The sequence below is a fragment of the Acidobacteriota bacterium genome, from assembly GCA_018001935.1.
Taxonomy (GTDB): Bacteria; Acidobacteriota; JAAYUB01; order JAAYUB01; family JAAYUB01; genus JAGNHB01.
Genome location: JAGNHB010000077.1, coordinates 7,732 through 25,871, shown reverse-complemented (window position 1 = coordinate 25,871; position 18,140 = coordinate 7,732). Strand labels below are relative to the sequence as shown.

The window sequence follows — 18,140 nt, the reverse complement described above, 5'->3', positions numbered from 1 at the left end:
CCCAAAATCCGCGAAGTTAATAACTATGTGACCGGCGGAGGCGGCACCTTGAGTTTCTCCAAGAGCGTGCGCTGGCGTTTGGTCATTTCCGTCAGGTACGATTTACCGCTCGTCATTTCGACGGAGCGCAGGGTCTTGAGTTCAGCCAGCACTTCGGCGACTGTATAGTGCTTGTACAGCTGCTGTTCGCGCATGGCGTTGTCCAGGGACGAGTAGAGGATCATCGCCAGATAGCACAGGAAAAGACGCCCTTCCACGGCCGTCCGCGAGTGCACCCGCAAACGGTTCTCCCTGAGTTCGTTCTTCATGATGTCGAACAGTTTTTCCACGGCGTCCCGGCGGCGGTAAACCAGCAGCACCTCGTCCCGGCCGAGGGTTTCCTCGTTCGAGAGCATGAGGGTGTAGCCCATGCGGTTCACCAGGCGGGAGAGCGCTTTCGGCTTGCGGCGCAGTTCAACCCGGCCGTCCTGCAGGGAAACGCTGAAGAGCCTGTTCGCCCCTTTCCACAAGCGGTTGAGATAGATGGAGGCCGCCTTGCGCCCCTTGAACCGGTGGGTGGCCACCTGTGTTTCGATCTCCACCAGCCGCCGGATGAAGTTCGCCTCCTCTTCCGCCTGGCGCTTCCGGTCGAAGTACATATGCGCCCAGACCGTTTTCCCGCCCACCTCGACCTGGGCTTTCACGTGGCTCAACGACTGTTTCTGAAAGCAGAACCCGTTAACGGCCGACGTCAGCCCCTTCCGGTTCTTCGCCACCAGGGCCATCGCCCACTTCGACGAAAAGGGCACCGGAACCACGAACCGAACCCCCTCCGCCGCCATCCGCACCACGTTGGCCAGGCTGTAGAAACCCCGGTCCAGGACATAGGACAGTTCACGCAACCCATACTCCCGCAAGAACGTCGTCGTCGTGGCCAGGGTCGACACGTCCGCCACGCTCCCTGGCCAAACCCGGTAGGCCAGCGGCAGGTTCGCCGGCTGACCGAACGCCATGCCCAGATTTACCTGCGGCAGCCCTTCTCCGTCCCGGTTGTACCCCCACTCCACCAGGTCCACCAGTTTGGCATAGGACGACAGCGAGGTGATGTCGAAGACCACCGCCCGCGGAGCCCCCTGCCGTGCGATCCACCGCCCGAAGAAAGTCTCCCTCTCCCGGTCCATCCCGCCCAGGCGCGTCACGAAACGGCTCAGGCGTTGCGACGAATACTCTTCCGTGAGCGGCGTTTGGTTGCCCTCCTGCCAGCTGCGGAACAGGTAGAGCGGTCGACTTTCCGACACTTGGAAGCAAGCCAGTTGCAGAAGCAGTTCCGCGTCTGCCCCAAATGTTTCCGCCAGGACCGACCGCAGTCCGCTGGACTCGGCCACCTGTCGCAACAGATAGGCGTTGCCATAGTTGCGAGCCGCTCGGGGGCGGAACCCTTTGCGGGGGGCAATTGCCTCCCCGGTCTGCGGATCTTCCTTTCCGAGGTACTTCCTCCTCTGCCTCGGTTGCTTCTTCTCCGGGTTCCAGTAACTCTCCACCTCGTAGAGGTAAATCCGGTCTTTGATCTTCTGCCTGATGATGTATGCCATAGTAAGAATAATACCTATGGCAAAACGCCTTGTCAAGCTCTTTCTTAAGGTCTTAGTCCACTTAGTTATTAATTTGGGGGGATTTTAGGATAAAACACCCTTGGCGCCCTGGCGTCCTTGCGCGAGCTTGAGGCGGTTTCCCTTTGCGCGCCTTCCGCGTTGGCGTGAGCCGACCCGGATCCTGATCTCGCCCAGGCGCAAAGTGAAGGCAGAACCCATGGGTCAGGGTTCGACGACGCGGAGCCCCTGGAAGCAGTGCCGGTAGAACCCGCGGTCCCGGGTCAACAGCTGGTCCGCTTGGTGGAGGGCGAAGGCGCCTACCAGGAAGTCAGGGATGATCCGACCCCCTCATCTCCCGGACGACGGCGTCGGAACTGCCTTTCTTGCAGAGGATTCCGAAAACGTCCCGGAACGGGGTGCGGGCCGTTCCCGACTTGACGATCAACAGACCCTCCTCGGTCGGCACCAGGGTGATCTCCGTGTCGGGGGTGATGCCGTACCGCTCCCGGTACTTTTTCGGAATCGTGATCTGACCTCTTTCCATGACTTTCAAGGCGTCCTCCCCGGTTCTTTTGAAAATCATATCATGAAATACATGCGTAAAAAAACGTATTCCTCGTGTTGCGTGGCCTATTGCAGCCGGTACTTCCGCACGGCGACGCAGGCGTTCTGGTTGCCGAAGCCGAAGGAGTTGGAGAGGGCCGCGTCCACCTGCACCGACCGAGCGCCTTCCGGCACGCAGTCCAGGTCGCAACGGGGGTCGGGGTTCGTCCGGTTGAGGGTGGGGTGGACCCGGTCGTCGCGCACGCTCAGGATCGTGAGGACGAACTCGGGCCCGCCCGCTGCCGCCAGGAGGTGGCCGAAGAGGGGCTTGGAGGAGTTGACGACGAGCCGGTCCGCGCGCAGACCGAACACCGTGCGGATGGCCAGCGTCTCGGCGGCGTCGTTGAGCTTGGTCCCCGTGCCGTGGGTGTTGACGTAGGCGACGTCCGCCGGGGCCAGGCTGGCGTCCGCCAGCGCGCCCCGCATGGCCGCCGCCGCACCGCGCCCCCCGGGGTGGGGCGCCGTGAGCTGCCCGCCGTCCAGGGTGGTGGCGGCGCCCGCCAGTTCGGCGTAGACCCTCGCCCCGCGGGCCCGGGCGTGTTCCTCGGCCTCCAGCACCACGATCCCCGCCCCCTCCCCCATCACCAGGCCGGCCCGCTTGCGGTCGAAGGGGCGGCAGAGGGTCCGCGGGTCCCCTTCGGCCACCGAGGCCGCGCCCAGCAGGACGAAGAAGACCATCCCCACGGGGTGGATCATGGAGTCGGCCCCGCCGGCGAGGACAACGTCCGCCTCCCCGCGCCGGACGAGGCGCAGGGCCGTGGCCAGGGCGTGGGTGGACGAGGCGCAGGCGGTGTTGACGGTGGCGCAGGGGCCCTCGAGGTCGAACCGCCTGGCCACGGCGGCGGCGGTCCGGTCGGCGGCGTGGCGGGCCAGCGTCTCGAGGTGCAGCCGGGAGTAGCCGGCGCCGAGACGGCCGGGGTCGAACCGCCCCTCGTGGTCCAGGAAGTCCGCCGCGTCTTCCAGTCGGTGGACGCCCAGCCCGGCGCCCAGAACCAGCCCCGTGCGCCGGGGCGGCTTCAGCCCGGCGTCCTCCAGGGCGCGGGCGGCGGCCCAGAGGGCGAAGAGCGTCCGCCGCTCGCCCTCCCGCCGGGCCTCGTCGGGGAACGCGGTACGGATGGCGGTGAGGTCGTCTTCCGCCACGATCCCGGCTCCGTGCACGGGGGCGCCGGAAAGTTCCGGCCCTTCCGGGCGCCGGATTCCCGAAACCCCCTCCAGGGCGCGGGCCCAGGTGGTCTCCACGTCCAGCCCGAGGGCCGTGGCGAGCCCCAGCCCCGTGACCACCACGCGCCGGCGGCTCACGCGTGCCCCCCGCGGGCGGGCCCGCAGAGGTCGTCAGACCCGGCGTAGTAACGGAAGAGACGGCGGAGCGGCTCGGGGTCCGGGACAGGGAAGTGGGCGAAGATGATCCGTTCCAGGGTGGCCAGGCGCCTCCCGTCCGCCTCCACCCAGGCGCGGCCCAGGGAGTCGCGCTTGCCGGTGGAGAGGATCTCCCCCTCGATCCGGGCGGTGAAGCCCGGCTGCAGGCGGGGTTCGTGGAGGCGCACGCCGTCCACCAGGGAGAGGATGGCCGTCAGCTTGAAGTCGTGGGCGTGGATGACGCCCCACCCCAGCACCTGGGCCATCGCCTCCACCAGGACCACCCCGGGCACGACCGCCCGGCGGGAGAAGTGCCCGCGGAGGAACTCCTCGGAGAGCGCGAAGGCCTTCACGCCGACGATGCGGCGGCCTTTCTCGATCTCGGTGATGCGGTCGTAGAACAGGAAGCGCATGGTGAACTCCAGGAACGGGATCGCCCGGGGGTTGCGCATCGGGCGAAAGGACAAAGGGACCTAAAGGACCAAAACGACCCAAAGGACAGGGGGCGGACGACCCGGGGGCGCGGAGCCGGATGCCAGGCCCGGGCTGGCCCCGCGTGGCGCGGCTGAGGTGCCCCGGGGCCCGGGGAGCGGTGCTGGCCGCTGCTCAGCACGGGGTCAGCACCAGCGCGGCGCAGGGGCCTTCCGGGGACCCCGCCACGATCAGCACCGGACCCGGGGCGAGGCGGTTCGCCGCCGGGCTCGGACCGGGTGCCGACCCTCCCTCGCCCGGTGCCGGCGACGCCAATTCCGCAGGCACCCGGCTCCCCTCCAGTGCCAGAGCGACGGCCACGGGGACCGAAGCCGCCTCGAGATTCCCCAGGGCCCGGGCCGGAAAGAGGGCATCGCTCCCCTCACCCGCGCGGCCGGCGGCTTTGGCCGCCCCTCGGGCCAGCATGGCGTCCTGGTGCCGGTTCAAACCACCGACGACAACCATCCGGCCGACCGCGCCTGGCGTCAACCCCGCCGCCGCCAGGGCGGCTTTCGCCGCGGCCCGGGCGGTCCGGCGGGGGTCGGCCCCCGCGGCGAAACCCCACCCCGAGACGATCCCCAGCGGGCGGGCATCGCGTTTGTTGACGGATTCCATGGCCTCCAGCACCAGGACGGCGGCCCCCTCGCCCGGTACGACCTCGTCCTCCGGCCCCGGGATGCTCCGCTCCGGGATCCCCGCCTGGATGTGGGCCCGGGCGAGACCCAGGGGGGACAGGGGAACGTTCACCCCGCCGGCCAGGGCCACGGTGCAGCGGCCTTCCCGCAGGGCGTCGGCGGCCTCGGCGACGGCCCACACACCGGCGTCGGCGGCCGGGGCGAAGAGGGCGTTCTCCCCGCGGACCCCCAACAGGGAAGGCACGACGGAGAGAACGACGTTGTTGAGCATCCCCAGCGGCCACAACGGGTGGATTTCGCGATAGGCGCCGGCGTAGAAAGCCGGCCAGTCAGGGGATGTCATCGCCCGGCCCGGTCCGGCGCCGGGGTCGGCCGGAAGCACTTGCCTCGCCGCGCCGGCGAGGTCCTCCGGCAGGGGGTCCGGCGCGCCCATGGCGGCGAAGAACCCCGCGGTCTCGGGCTCGGGGAGAGGGAACCCCAAGCCGGCCATCCCCAGCGCCTCTCGGGCCGCCGCCAGGCAGCGGAGCCCGGCCGGGCCCGTGACCCGGGCGTCGCGGGGGGGCACGCCCAAGGCTTCCGCGTCCGGGTCCGCGGCCTCCGCCGCCCACCCGCAGGGGAACGCCGCGGCGTCGAAGCGCCGGATGGGCCGGATGCCGCTCTCACCGGCGGCGAAACGCTCCCGGGTTTCCGCTGCCGTGCCGCCGAGTGCGGTGAAGGCGCCGATGCCGGTGATCACGATGGAGGCGCTCATGGCCGGGACCTCGGGGGAGGAGTCGGGAAACCGGGGCCCGAAGACCAGGCAACGAGCCCCGCCCGGCGTGGGAAGGCGGCCGGGGTGACGGTGAAACGCCGGAGCGGCCCGGCGGCTTCGAACAACGCGCTCGGCAGGGTTCGGAAGGTCTGAGGGGTCTGACCAGTCAGACGTGTCAGACAGGTCAGACGAGTCAGACAGGTCAGACGGGGGCGGCAGGGTCCCCGGTCACGGAAGCGATCACACATCGGCCTCTCCTGTCTCCGGTTTCCGGCCTCCGGGCTGCCTCGCCTCGAAAACCCGGCGGAAGACGGCCTCCTCGTGGCGGAGGTAGTGTGCCGTGTCGAAGACGGCGCGGATCTTCTCCTCGGGCAGGGCGCCGCGGATGTCCGGGTCGGCCAGGACGAGTTCCAAAAAGTCGGCCCCACGCTCCCAGACCGCCATGGCGTTGCGCTGGACCCAGGCGTAGGCCGTTTCCCGGAGCACCCCGGCCAGGGCCAGTTGCAGGAGGAGCTGCCCGGAGAAGGCCATCCCGCGGCTCAGCTCCAGGTTCTTCCGCATGGCCTCGGGGTAGACGTGCATTTCGCGGACGATCCCGGTGAGGGCGCGCAGGAGGTAATGGGCCAGGGTCGTGCTGTCGGGGAGCACCACGCGCTCCGCCGAGGAGTGGGAGATGTCGCGCTCGTGCCAGAGGGCCTGGTTCTCCATGGCCGCCAGGGCGTTGGCCCGCAGCACCCGGACGAGCCCGCACACCTGCTCGCACTTAACGGGGTTGCGCTTGTGGGGCATGGCCGACGAGCCCTTCTGCCCGGCGCGGAAGGGCTCCTCCGCCTCCCGGACCTCGGTGCGCTGGAGGTGCCGGACCTCCAGGGCGATCTTCTCCAGGGTCCCGCCCAGCACCGCCAGGACCGAAAGATAGTGGGCGTGCCGGTCCCGCTGGAGGACCTGGGTGCTCACCGGGGCGAAGCCGATCCCCAGCTCGGCGCAGACCTCCTCCTCCACGGACGGCTCCAGGTGGGCGAAGGTGCCCACGGCGCCGGAGATCTTCCCGCAGGCCACCGCCCGGGCGGCGGCGTCGAACCGGGCCCGGTTGCGCTCCATCTCGGCGTACCAGAGGGCGAACTTGAGCCCCAGGGAGGTGGGTTCCGCGTGGACGCCGTGGGTCCGCCCCATGAGCGGCGTGCCCCGGTGGCGGAAGGCGCGGTCCCGGAGCGCGTCGAGGAGGGCGTCCACCTCGGCGCGGATGAGGGTCGACGCCTCCTGGAGGACCACCCCCTGGGCCGTGTCCACCACGTCGGTGGAGGTCAGGCCGAAGTGGACGAAGCGGGACTCCTCTCCCAGCGTCTCCGCCACCGCCGTGGTGAAGGCGATGACGTCGTGGTGGGTGGTCTTCTCAATCTCGGCGATGCGATCGACCCGGAAGGACGCGTTGCGTTCGATGGCCGCGAGGGCGTCGGGCGGAACGATCCCGCGCCGGGACAGGGCGCGGCAGACGGCGATCTCCACGTCGAGCCACCGGCGGAAACGGTTTTCGTCGCTCCACAGGCGCTCCATCTCCGGGGTGGTGTATCGGGCGATCACGGTCACCTCCTGGTGCGGTCGTTGCAGCTCGCAAGGCTAGCACAGGGGCACGGAGAAGTCAAAAAGGACGTCGCGGGGTCAATCGGGGCGGACGGGGATGACGGGGGTGGCGGCGTCCTGGCGGGTCAGCAGGAGTTCGATGCGGGACGCCCGGCCGCCGAACCGGCGGTCGAGGGCCTCCCGGGCGGAAACACGCGCAAGCTCCGGGTGGTTGTTCTTGAGGCTGAGGTGGGCGAGGACCACGGTCCGGGCCACGCCGTCGAAGTCCTCCAGGAGGAAGTCCGCCAGGGCGCGGTTGCTCAGGTGCCCCAGCCGGCCCAGGACACGCTGCTTGAGGTCCCAGGGGTAGGGGCCGACCTTGAGCATCTCCTCGTCGTGGTTGGACTCGATGACCAGGCAGTGCGCCCCGCGGATGCGCTGTTTCACCACTTCCGTGAGGCACCCGGTGTCCGTGACGTGAGCGAGGAGGGCGTCGGCCCCGCGGACCAGGAAACCGCAGGGGTCCGCCGCGTCGTGGGGAATGGGGAAGGGGGTCACCACGAGGTCGCCCAGGGAAAGGTCCTCGCCGACGACGAAGGTTTCCCGGCGCATTTCCACGCCGGACACCGTCACGCCCGCCGAGGTGGCCGCCGACAGGAAAACGGGGACGCGGTGGTGCTTGAGGAACGGTTTTAGCCCGTAGACGTGGTCGCCGTGCTCGTGGGAGACGAAGATGCCGGCCAGGTCGCCGGGTTCGATGCCCATGCCGCGGAGGGCCGCCACCGTCCGCCTGGACGGAAGGCCGCAGTCGATGAGAAGGTGGGTGCTCCCCGACGACACGACCGTGCAGTTGCCGCCGCTGCCGCTGCCGAGAATGCAGATGCGCAAGGGAACCCCCGGAGGAATTCAGAATTCAGAATCCAGAATCCAGAAGGCAGTCGGTGGACTGCTCGATGGAGAGGGTAACTTCACGTTCGGTTCGAGCTGCACGAGTGACGGCGGCTCCGCTTCCTTCCCGGGGCTCTTCGCGAGGAGCGACATCACCCTTCCCCATTCTGGATTCTGAATTCTGAATTCTGGATTCCCTCTTCGCCGTTCGTCGCCTTCGCGACGGCCAGGATCCGCCGCACCAGCGCCTCGAACCGGTCCGAGTGCAGGGCGTTGGGGCCGTCGCACAGCGCCCGCGCCGGGTCGTCGTGGACCTCGAAGAAGAGGCCGTCCACGCCGAAGGCCGCCGCCCCGCGCGCCAGGGGCTCGATGAACCGGGCGTCACCGCCCGAGGCATCGCCGAGCCCGCCGGGGATCTGCACCGCGTGGGTGGCGTCGAAGACCACCGGGCAGCCCGTCTCCCGCAGGATGGCGAAGGCGCGGAAGTCCACCACCAGGTTGTTGTAGCCCAGGGTGTGACCCCGCTCGGTGAGGATGATCCGGTCGTTGCCCGTGGAGCGGATCTTCTCCACCACGTTGCCCATGTCCCAGGGCGCCAGGAACTGCCCCTTCTTCACGTTCACGACGCGCCCCGAGCGCCCGGCCTCCACCACCAGGTCCGTCTGACGGCAGAGGAAGGCCGGGACCTGGAGGACGTCCGCCGCCTCCGCCGCCGTTTCGACCTCGTGCACGGCGTGGACGTCGGTGAGGATCGGCACGCCGAAGGTGTCCCGGACCGTCTTCAGGATGCGGGTCCCCTCCACGAGGCCGGGCCCGCGGAACGACCGGATGGAGCTGCGGTTGGCCTTGTCGTAGGACGCCTTGAAGATGAAGGGGATGCCCACCCGCCCGAAGATCTCCGTCAGGAGCCGGGCCATGCGCAGGGCGTGCGCCTCGCTCTCGATGACGCAGGGGCCCGCGATGAAGAACGGCGCGGCCTCGGTGCCACCCACACGGACATTGCCGACCTGGAAGGATTGGATCATTCTACACTCCGAGGTTACCGCGCTTGTTGAGCAGCGCGGCCCGGATGAAGTCCACGAAGACCGGGTGCGGCTCCAGCGGAAGCGACTTGAACTCCGGGTGGAACTGGCACCCGAAGAACCACGGGTGGGCGGGGATCTCCACGATCTCCACGAATTTCTCGTCGGGGCTGATGCCCGAGACCACCATCCCGTTCTGTTCCAAGGTCTCCTGGTAGGCCCGGTTGAACTCGTACCGGTGGCGGTGGCGCTCCCCCACCTCGGCGGCCCCGTAAACCCGGGACGCCAGCGTCCCCTCCCGGAGACGGCAGGCGTAGGCGCCCAGCCTCATGTTGCCCCCCATCTCCTCGACCCCCAGGAGTTCCCGGAGCTTGTAGAAAATTTTCACGGGGGTGCCCGGGTCGAACTCGGTGGACGAGGCCTCGGGGAGACCGCAGACGTTCCGGGCGTACTCGATGACGGCGCACTGCATGCCGAGGCAGATCCCGAAGAAGGGGACCTTCCGTTCCCGGGCGTAGCGGATGGCGTCGATTTTCCCGTCGATGCCCCGGGTGCCGAAGCCCCCCGGCACCAGGACGGCGTGACAGCCCGCCAGGGTTTCAGCCGCGTTGTCGCGGGTGATCTCCTCCGAGTCGATCCACTTCATGTCCACCCGGACGTCGTTGGCGATGCCGCCGTGGACCATGGCCTCGTAAAGGCTCTTGTACGAGTCGATCAGGTGCGTGTACTTGCCTACCATGGCCACGGTGACGGTCTCGGCGCGGGCCTCCATGCGCCGGATCAGCCCCTCCCAGCGGGAGAGGTCCACGGCGGGCGCCGGGAGGTCCAGCCGCTGGATGAGACGCTCCACGAGGCCCTGGTCGCGGTACTTCAGGGGGACCTCGTAGATGTTCTTCACGTCCACGGCCGAGATGACGTCGGCGGTCCGGACGTTGCAGAAGAGGGAGATCTTCGCCTTGATGTCCTCGGGGAGGTCCTGCTCGCAGCGGCAGAGGATGAGGTCCGGCTGGATGCCGATCTCCCGGAGTTCCTTGACGCTGTGCTGGGTGGGCTTGGTCTTCAACTCCCCCGAGGTCCGGACGAAGGGAACCAGGGTCAGGTGGGTGAAGACGGTCCGTTTCTCGCCCAGTTCGTTGCGCATCTGGCGGATGGATTCCAGGAAGGGAAGGCTCTCGATGTCGCCCACCGTGCCGCCGATCTCCACGATGGTGACCTGGGAGTTCCGGGAGAGCTTGAGGATCCCCTGCTTGATCTCGTCGGTGACCTGCGGGATGACCTGGACGGTCTTTCCCAGGTAATCTCCCCGGCGTTCCTTTCGGATCACCTGGAGGTAGATCTTCCCGGCGGTCAGGTTGTGGTCCTTCGTCAGGCGGGCGCCGGTGAAGCGTTCGTAGTGGCCCAGGTCCAGGTCGGTCTCGGCCCCGTCGTCGGTGACGAAGACCTCCCCGTGCTGGAAGGGGCTCATGGTGCCGGGGTCCACGTTCAGATAGGGGTCCAGCTTGGCGATGGAGACCGTGTAGCCGCAGGCTTTCAGCAGGGCGCCGATGGAAGCCGCCGCGATCCCCTTGCCGAGTGAGGACAACACGCCACCGGTGACGAAAATGAACTTCGGGTATTCCATGCCTCACCCCCACCGGGCGAAGATAAAAACCGCATTATACCCGAGCGGGCTCCCGGCGGTGAAGACAAATCGAAGGGAAATCCCCTGACCCGGATAAACCTAAAAATAACCACGAACCACATGAACCACACGAACAGGGAATTCAGATGTGAGAGCGATATTCCGGAAGGTCTCTGCCGGCGGCGCGGCGACCCGGTGAAGGCGAGCTTTCGTACCCCTTGCCGGCATCCCCGGCGATCCGGTGTTCTTTGCGAGCTTTGCGCCTTGGCGAGATCATGATCCGGATCGGCTCTCGCCAATGTCGCAAAGCCCGCAACGGAAGGCCGCACCGGCTGCCGAAGCGACTGCCGCCCCCCGGCGGTGCATTTCCCTCGTTGATCGCCGGTCCGGTCCGGTGTAAGATACGATTTCGGAAAGACCCTCATCCTGGACGCGAGGACGTTCAATGCCCAGAAACGAATCGCTCTTCAACCCTGTCTACGAGCAGATCCGAATGTTTCGGGGAAAGCGGATCCTGGTCATCGGGGATATCATCCTCGATCACTTCATCCGGGGCGCCGTGGACCGCATTTCACCGGAAGCGCCCGTCCCCGTGGTGGCGATGCGCTCGGAGGAGTACCACCTCGGCGGTGCGGGGAACGTGGCGGCCAACATCCGCGCCCTCGGCGGGGTGCCCGTCCTGCTGGGGGTCATCGGCAACGACCCGTCCGGGGAGCGCGTCGTCCAGGAGATGGAACGGCTGAAGTTGAGCTCGGGGGGGGTCCTCATCGATCTCGGGAAACCCACCGTCACCAAGACCCGGATCATCGCGGGCCACCAGCAGGTCTGCCGGGTGGACCGCGAGGTGACCCAGCCGATGTCGGTGGAGCTGTTCAAGAAGGTGGTTTTGTTCGTGCAGAACCACCTGGAGGAGGTGGAGGCGGTCCTGGTGTCGGACTACGGCAAGGGGTTGATCAACGAGAAACTGCTGGCCGCCGTCCTCCCCACGGCACAGCGGGCGGGACGCCTCGTGGCCATCGACCCGAAGTCCCGGGACTTTTCCATGTACACGCCGGCGACCCTCCTGACGCCCAACAAGAAGGAAGCCGCGGCGGCGGCCGGCATCGAGGTCCGCGACGACCGCACGCTCCGCCAGGCCGCCGAGGCGGTGCTCAAGAAGACCCGGGCCGACAACCTGGTCATCACCCTCGGGGAGGAGGGGTTGTCGCTGTTCCGGGCGTCCGGTTTCCACCGGCGTTTCCCCACCGTCGCACGGGAGGTGTTCGACGTCACCGGCGCGGGGGACACCGTGATCGCCGTGATGACCCTGGCCATGGCGGCGGGGGTGAACGTGGAGGACGCGGCCGTCATGGCGAACCACGCCGCCGGCATCGTGGTGGGGAAACTGGGCACCGCCGTGGTGCAGCCGGAGGAACTCGCCCTCAGCCTGACCCGCTGAACAAGGAGGGGCCATGGAAGACCGTCTCACGAACCGCCGGATGGGCTGGATCCCGGATTGGCCGGATTTTCGCGACTTCACCGCGACGTCGGAGGAGGTCCCCGACCGGGTGCGCCGGGCGGGGCGGAGCGATTCGGTGCGGGGCATGCTCCGCAAGGCCGGGATCGGTCGGGGGCGGAAAGCCGCGCTCCCCGCCTCGGCGGACCTGCGCCCCTGGTGCTCCCCGGTGGAGCGGCAGGGGGACCTGGGCTCCTGCACCGCCCACGCCGGGGTCGGCGCCGTGGAATACTCCGAGCGCCGGGCCTTCGGCAAGCACCTGGACGCCTCCCGGCTCTTCCTCTACAAGACCACCCGCTCCCTCGCCCACCTGAAGGGCGACACGGGGGCCTTCCTCCGGTCCACCCTCGGGGCCCTGGCGCTCTTCGGCGTCCCGCCCGAGGAGTACTGGCCCTACGACACGGGGAAGTTCGACCGGGAGCCGCCGGCGTTCTGCTACGCCTTCGCCGCCAACTACCAGGCGCTGACCTACTACCGCCTGGACGAGCCCGGCCTCTCGGGGACGGACCTGCTGGCCAAGGTCAGGACCAACCTGGCCGCCGGGCTGGCGCCGGTCTTCGGCTTCAGCGTCTACAGTTCCCTGGCCCAGGCGGAAACCAGCGGGGAAATCCCGTTCCCGACCCGCGGGGAGCGGGTGACCGGCGGGCACGCCGTCATGGCCGCCGGTTACGACGACGCCCGGCGGATCCGGAACGCCTCGCCCGGCGGTGCGGAGACCACGGGCGCCCTGCTGATCCGCAACTCGTGGGGGGAGGAGTGGGGCGACAAGGGCTACGGCTGGCTTCCCTACGAGTACGTCACCCGGGGGATCGCCGCGGACTGGTGGTGCCTCGTCAAATGCGAGTGGGTGGACACCGGCGCCTTCCAGCTCTGAAGCCTGAATCTCGGGATTCCGGGTTTCGGGTTTCGGGCCTCGGGTTTCGGTCATAGGCGCTTTAGCGGCTGCGTTTTTACCAGCAGGTTGTCGTTTCCGGCTGCCTTCCGAGGCCACGGTTACCAGGCGACGTCCAGGGAAAAGCGTAAAAGCTTTCCGGGATTCTCCGTGCATCCGGCTTCTTAGCGGGCCGGGGGGACGTTAGAGAAGACGGGCTGCCGGGCGGGTTTTCCCGTCCCCAGGAGTCGATCGCCATCACGTCCTCACCCCGTCAGGGGTGAAATGTTTGTAGTTAAAGCGGGTATTTTTAATTCCCCCCGCGCGCCGCCGGGGGTGAACCGTGCTACGGAGCACCCTCCCGGCCGGCGGCGCGCGGGGGAGGAGATTGTTATAACTGCTATTTCTACAAACATTTCACCCCTGACGGGGTGAAGACGCGGCGGGCATGATCCCGGTGGGGCGAAGACGCAGAGGGCATGATCCTGACAGGGTGGGGACGCGGCGTACACGACCCCGGCGCGGTGAAGACACGAAAGGCCACGATCCGCACGGGGCATAGGGGTGGCGGGCACGATCCGCACGGAACAAAAGATTCAGGGCCAGGACACCCACCCGTTGCCGAGGTGGGCGTTCTGTGCTCCTGAAGCTCTCGCAAAGGCGCCAGGATGCAGAGCCTCGCAAGGGAATCCCCCTTTTCCGCTTCCGGCTTTGCGAGGCTTGCCGGCTTTGCGCCTTTGCGAGAGGTCGAGAACGCCAGTTTTTTCTATTCTGGAGCGTCCGGATGATCCATGCCCATCCGTGTCCATCCGTGGTTTCTTTCCGGTTTATCCGGGTTAGGTTTCGGGTCTTAGATTTCAGATCTCAGATTTCAAATTTCCTGTTCTGGTCCTGGCTTCAGAACTCGATCTGGCCGACCTTGAGGGTCTCCTTCGCCTGCTCGAGGCGCAGGGTGAGTGACTTGCGCTTCTCCGTGGGCCGGCCGTAGTCGGTGTACACGTCCACCTGGAGCGTCACCGCCCCCTGCAGCGTCTGGGCCCGGTTGCCGTAGTAGTTGGCCTCGATGACGTAAGTCCCGTGCATGGCCTTGTGCAGGCAGTACTCCTCGGGGCCGTACCCCTGGGTGAAATCGCGGGAAACCAGGCCGCCGATCCGCGTCCGGTTGTTGCTGTACATGGCCTTCTCCCCCGAGGGCTCGGTGACCCACAGGTCCATGTCGGTGAGGTCGGCGTCCCAGGTGAGGACGATGCGCACGTCCACGTCCAGCAGCTTCACCAGTCGGCCGTCCAGGGGAATCGCGTCGACGCCCGCCGCCTTCGCCTTCGGGATCATGGCGTTGAGTTCCATCAGGGTGATGACCTCGATCTCGTCGAAGCGGTCCCAGCGGTTCATGACCACGTGGTTGAGCAGCTCCATCGCCCGGGGGTAGCGCTTCAGCCGCCCCAGCACCAGCCCCAGGTCGCGCCAGGACTGCGGTTCCTCGGGCCGGATGCGCAGGACCTCCTCGAAGGTGTCCGCGGCGTCCTCCAGGAGGTCCGCCTGGGCCAGCCGGTGGGCCATGACCCGCAGCAGGGCGGCGTTCTCCAGTTCCAGCTCCGCCACGTTGGAAAGCACCCGGACGGCCAGGCCGGCCTGCTTCGCCCGGAAGAAGAACTCGGCGCAGTCCAGGAAGAAGGCCGGGGACTGCCGGTGCTTCTTCCGCTCGGCCAGGTAGGCGGTGTAGGCCGCTTCCGGCTTTGCCGCCTTGAGGACCTTGAGGTACGGCGTGTCCGGGTCCCAGGGCGCCACGGCGATGGCGGGCCCCGCCGGGCCGGCGGCCTTCTCCTTGTCCTTCTTGTCGAACGCGCCCATTCCGGCGGTGGCGTCGGCCGACGCCACCACCACGCGCTCCTCCGCCTCCCGGGGGGCCGGCGCGGGCGGTGCGACCGAGGGCATCGCCATGGCGGCCTCCGACCGCGACGCAGACGGTTCCGGCGTGCCGTCGTCCGCCCGCTCGGCGTCGGTGAAGCGGAAGTTCGCGGGGACCTTGAACTCGGTCTCCCACCAGGTGACCCGGGCCTTCCACAGGGCCACGATGTGGTTGACCTTCTCCTCGCGCTCCCGCTCGCCGGCCTGGCGCTTCTGCTCCACCAGCCGCTCGAATTCCGTCCGCATCGCGGGGAGGGACTTCGGCGGGGCGATGCCGTGCTCCACGTACTGTTCCAGCCGCTCCAGCACGATCAGGGAGGTCTCGGGCGTCACCAGGCCGTAGCGCTTCCCCGTCTCGGCGATGAGCCGCGCGTTCTTCTTCGCCGCCACCGTCAGCTCCGCCACCTTCCGCTGGGCCCAGAAGGTCATCAGCAGGTCACCGTCCGCAGCGTCCGCGGCGGAAACCTCCACGGTCTCCCGGTGCGTGACGCGGCCGCCGGCGCCGAAGCACAGCGTCACCGTCGCCGACGGCGTCGACAGGCGCCCCACCAGGGTGAAGCGCCCGTGGACGGGGGTCACCGCCTGCGGATAGGGCTCGGCGACCCCGCCGCCGGACACCTCGGCCCGGAGGAAACCGAAGGTCTCGCTGCCGATCCCCCGGAGGGCCTCCGCGTCGGTCACCTGTTTCAGGTTGAAGTAGTCGCCCCCCGTTTTCAGCGCCAGCTGCCGCAGGAACGGGTGGTCCGCCCGGACGTCCTCCGTCAGCGCGTACACCGGCGCGTCGAACGCGGGCGGCTCCGCCTTCCCGAAGTTGGACAAGCCGTCGGTGAAGAGCAGGTAGAAATCCGGCCGCCGGCTCTCCGGGAAGGGCGCCAGGGCGCTCGTCCGCGTCCCGCCGTCGTAGACCGCCTCCCGCCGCGCCGCCAGCAGCGCGTCCGCCGCGCCCTTTTCCACTGTGAAGGTCCGGGCCTCCTCGGCCTCGTTGCGGAAGAAGACCAGGTCCACGGTGACCGGCGCCTCGGCGTGGGCGGCGAAGAAGGCTTTGAGCAGCCCCAGTTCCCGCTCGTGGGCCCCCTCCCGGGACCCCGAGGCGTCCCAGAAGACCCCGACGCGTTTCGGGTGCCGTGGGGCGCCCTCCGACGCCTTCGGCACGGGGGGGACGTCGCTCACGCAGAACCAGGTGTGGCCGTCGGACCCCTTCTGCACCTGCACGCGCTTCGTCTGGGCCTTCGGCAGCTCGATCTCCAGGTCCTCCGCCGGCACCGCGTTCTCCAGGCTCGCTTCCGCCACGAAGCTCTCGCGCCAGGGCGCGAACTGCAAAGAACCGAGGCGGCCCTTCACGATCCGCGGCTCCGCCGCCGGCTTCACCACTTCCACCCGGAGGGAGAAAGCCTTGACCGGCGCCTTGTGCTTCAGCGGCAGAAGGTAAGTGGTCCGGCCGCCCGCCGTGACCGTCTCCGAGAGGTAGCGTACCATCACCGTCCGCGTCCCCTTCGCCGGGATCGGGTAGACCCGCGTCCGGAAGTTGTTCCCCTTCGTCCACTCCATGAGACCGGGGTCGACGCCCTTGCGGACCTCCTTTTCAAAGGTCACCCGGCCCTTCTCCCGGTCCACCGCCACGCCGTCAACCATCACCCCGTTGACGTCCAGGGCGTAGCCGCTCACGAAGGCCCCCTCGGGCAGCGGGAACTGGAGGTCCCCCTCCAGGACGCGGCCGTGCGGGTTGTAGAAGGTGATCATCATGCGGGTTTCCGCGAGGAAGCCGTAGACGAGGACCTCCACCTTCAGTTGGGTGACGGACAGGGGTTCGGGGGCCTCCTTGACCTTCACCAGGAGCACGGGCTCCCCGTCCTGGGCCACCAGGGCGCCCGTGAACCAGAGCACCAGCGACGACAGCAGGAACAGCTTCTTGACCATGGTGTCTCTCCTCGGATCGTTGCCGTAGATTCTAACCGGCCGATCTCAAATTTCAACGACGAAATCGCGGGGCGGAGCTTGCGGAATTTTCGGGGCGGCAGCCCGAACCCCGGCCGGCGCGGCGGGAAGGCGGGGGGGCACGGCCCCGCGACAGGATGTCTGCACCTCCCAAGGCGGGGCGATCAAAGGACAAAAGGACCTAAAGGACATAAAGGACCCAAAGGACGGCTCGCACCTCGAAGAGAAGAGGTCAAGCTTTCGCGCTGCCCGTCTTTTGCGTCCTTTAGGTTCTTTAGGTCCTTTAGGTCCTTTAGGTCCTTTGGCCCTTTCGCCAGGCCGGGGAAGGGGCGGGGGGGCTCTTTTACCCCGGCCCCGGTTTCACCAGCCGGGCTTCGTGGAGGGTCATCCCCCTCGCCAGGTACTTCACCTCGAAGTGGCTGCGGCGGCTGCCGGCGGGGACGGGCCCGAGCCGTCTCACCGCCAGCCCGAGGAGGGTGTAGACCGCCGCCGCTTCCCGCACGTACCCCTCGCGGTCGGAGGCCACGAGGATGCTCCCCCCGGGCCTCAGCACCCGGACCAGGGTCATGACGAAGGGGTGGAGGTGCCACCGGCGGGCGGCGTGCCCCGCCTTGGGCCAGGGGTCGGGGTAGAGGAACGCGAGGCGGTCCACGGATCGGTCCGGGAAGTTGAACGCGAGCAGGGGGACGGCGTCGCGCCGCACCACCAGCAGGTTCGGCAGGGCCGCCCGCTCGGCCCGGCGGAGGGCGGCGCGGAAGCGTTCGGCGCAGCGCTCGATCCCGAGGTGGAAGGCCCCCGGCTCGCACCGGGCCTGCTCGACGAGCCCCAGGGCCTTCCCGCAGCCGATCTCCACGTGAAGGCGCGGCCACGCGGCGACCTGGTCCCATTCGGGGAAGGCCTCCGCAGCCCGGGACCACTTGCACAGGTAGCGCTCCCCGGCCAGGCAGCCCGGAAAGCCGCCGGGAAAACGCTCACGGAGGAGGCGGTCCTGTTCGGCGGCGAGCCCGGGATCTTCGCCGTCAGGGTTTTCCGGGAGGTCTTCGTGCATCGGCTGCCACCTCGCGTTCCCGCGGCGTGGCGCGGGGAAACTCGGGGCAGTATACCATGGCGGGGCTCACCCATCCGGCCAGGGTGACATCCCCGAAAACGTCCTTTTCGCTCGCAGAGGCACGGAGGCACAGAGAAATGCAAATCGTATTTAATAGAATCAACAATCCTTACGATTCTTCTCCAAGCCTCTGTGCCTCGGTGAGATCACAACCAGGACTTTTTGCGAGGTCATCACCACTGCTTCGCGTTCATTCGCGTGATTCGCGGGCAAGCGATGGCTGTCGCGCTCATGCCGACGTTGCGGGGGGGGGGGGGGGGGCGCCCCCCCCCCTTTCCCCCCCCCAGGGGGGGGGGGTATACAAGGACAACACAAAAAACAGAAAACCCCCCCAAGCCCCCTCCC

The 18,140-nt window shown here is 68.1% G+C and carries 13 protein-coding genes; 2 read left to right on the top strand and 11 right to left on the bottom strand.

Annotated elements, in window-relative coordinates; all coding sequences use genetic code 11:
• Positions 1-23 precede the first annotated feature (23 nt).
• The 9 genes from KA419_19245 to KA419_19205 all read right to left on the bottom strand — a co-directional run bounded on the left by KA419_19245 (position 24) and on the right by KA419_19205 (position 10,478).
• Positions 24-1,571 carry an IS1634 family transposase gene (locus tag KA419_19245; GenBank protein MBP7868072.1) on the bottom strand — a complete coding sequence of 516 codons (1,548 nt, stop codon included), beginning with the start codon at positions 1,569-1,571 and terminating at the stop codon, positions 24-26.
• A gap of 328 nt (positions 1,572-1,899) precedes the next feature.
• On the bottom strand, positions 1,900-2,124 hold the full coding sequence (locus KA419_19240; GenBank protein MBP7868071.1) for an AbrB/MazE/SpoVT family DNA-binding domain-containing protein: 225 nt from the start codon (positions 2,122-2,124) through the stop codon (positions 1,900-1,902).
• 77 nt (positions 2,125-2,201) lie between these two features.
• Positions 2,202-3,473, bottom strand: coding sequence for a beta-ketoacyl-[acyl-carrier-protein] synthase family protein (locus KA419_19235; protein ID MBP7868070.1), 1,272 nt, complete (start codon positions 3,471-3,473; stop codon positions 2,202-2,204).
• Entirely contained in the window at positions 3,470-3,943 is a 474-nt protein-coding gene (locus KA419_19230; protein MBP7868069.1) for a hypothetical protein, read from the bottom strand. The genes KA419_19235 and KA419_19230 overlap by 4 nt, the downstream gene beginning before the upstream one ends.
• A gap of 193 nt (positions 3,944-4,136) precedes the next feature.
• Positions 4,137-5,387 (bottom strand): hypothetical protein, encoded by a 1,251-nt coding sequence (locus KA419_19225; GenBank protein MBP7868068.1) that lies wholly within the window; start codon positions 5,385-5,387, stop codon positions 4,137-4,139.
• A 240-nt stretch (positions 5,388-5,627) separates the two neighbouring features.
• Entirely contained in the window at positions 5,628-6,968 is a 1,341-nt protein-coding gene (locus KA419_19220; protein ID MBP7868067.1) for an adenylosuccinate lyase, read from the bottom strand.
• 78 nt (positions 6,969-7,046) lie between these two features.
• On the bottom strand, positions 7,047-7,835 hold the full coding sequence (locus tag KA419_19215) for an MBL fold metallo-hydrolase (protein MBP7868066.1): 789 nt from the start codon (positions 7,833-7,835) through the stop codon (positions 7,047-7,049).
• Between the two features lie 152 nt (positions 7,836-7,987).
• A complete protein-coding gene (kdsA, locus tag KA419_19210) occupies positions 7,988-8,860 on the bottom strand; it encodes a 3-deoxy-8-phosphooctulonate synthase (protein MBP7868065.1) in 873 nt (290 codons plus the stop codon).
• A 1-nt stretch (position 8,861) separates the two neighbouring features.
• Positions 8,862-10,478 (bottom strand): CTP synthase, encoded by a 1,617-nt coding sequence (locus tag KA419_19205; GenBank protein MBP7868064.1) that lies wholly within the window; start codon positions 10,476-10,478, stop codon positions 8,862-8,864.
• 445 nt (positions 10,479-10,923) lie between these two features.
• On the opposite strand from KA419_19205, the gene rfaE1 reads away from it, so the two are divergent.
• Together rfaE1 and KA419_19195 are read left to right on the top strand one after the other, a co-directional pair.
• Entirely contained in the window at positions 10,924-11,916 is a 993-nt protein-coding gene (gene rfaE1, locus KA419_19200) for a D-glycero-beta-D-manno-heptose-7-phosphate kinase (GenBank protein ID MBP7868063.1), read from the top strand.
• Positions 11,917-11,929: 13 nt separating this feature from the next.
• Positions 11,930-12,847 carry a cysteine protease gene (locus tag KA419_19195; protein MBP7868062.1) on the top strand — a complete coding sequence of 306 codons (918 nt, stop codon included), beginning with the start codon at positions 11,930-11,932 and terminating at the stop codon, positions 12,845-12,847.
• A gap of 894 nt (positions 12,848-13,741) precedes the next feature.
• Here the strand turns inward: KA419_19195 and KA419_19190 are convergent.
• Positions 13,742-16,669 (bottom strand): DUF2135 domain-containing protein, encoded by a 2,928-nt coding sequence (locus tag KA419_19190; protein ID MBP7868061.1) that lies wholly within the window; start codon positions 16,667-16,669, stop codon positions 13,742-13,744.
• A 361-nt stretch (positions 16,670-17,030) separates the two neighbouring features.
• The gene (locus KA419_19185; protein ID MBP7868060.1) at positions 17,031-17,735 is read right to left on the bottom strand and encodes a hypothetical protein; all 705 of its coding nucleotides are present in this window, start codon (positions 17,733-17,735) and stop codon (positions 17,031-17,033) included.
• Positions 17,736-18,140: the final 405 nt, after the last annotated feature.

Excerpts from the sequence above, each read along its gene's own strand:
- KA419_19230 (MBP7868069.1), bottom strand. The coding sequence starts at position 3,943 with ATGCGCTTCCTGTTCTACGACCGCATCACCGAGATCGAGAAAGGCCGC.
- KA419_19185 (MBP7868060.1), bottom strand. The coding sequence starts at position 17,735 with ATGCACGAAGACCTCCCGGAAAACCCTGACGGCGAAGATCCCGGGCTC.
- KA419_19195 (MBP7868062.1), top strand. The coding sequence starts at position 11,930 with ATGGAAGACCGTCTCACGAACCGCCGGATGGGCTGGATCCCGGATTGG.
- KA419_19190 (MBP7868061.1), bottom strand. The coding sequence starts at position 16,669 with ATGGTCAAGAAGCTGTTCCTGCTGTCGTCGCTGGTGCTCTGGTTCACG.
- rfaE1 (MBP7868063.1), top strand. The coding sequence starts at position 10,924 with ATGCCCAGAAACGAATCGCTCTTCAACCCTGTCTACGAGCAGATCCGA.
- KA419_19245 (MBP7868072.1), bottom strand. The coding sequence starts at position 1,571 with ATGGCATACATCATCAGGCAGAAGATCAAAGACCGGATTTACCTCTAC.
- KA419_19225 (MBP7868068.1), bottom strand. The coding sequence starts at position 5,387 with ATGAGCGCCTCCATCGTGATCACCGGCATCGGCGCCTTCACCGCACTC.
- KA419_19205 (MBP7868064.1), bottom strand. The coding sequence starts at position 10,478 with ATGGAATACCCGAAGTTCATTTTCGTCACCGGTGGCGTGTTGTCCTCA.
- kdsA (MBP7868065.1), bottom strand. The coding sequence starts at position 8,860 with ATGATCCAATCCTTCCAGGTCGGCAATGTCCGTGTGGGTGGCACCGAG.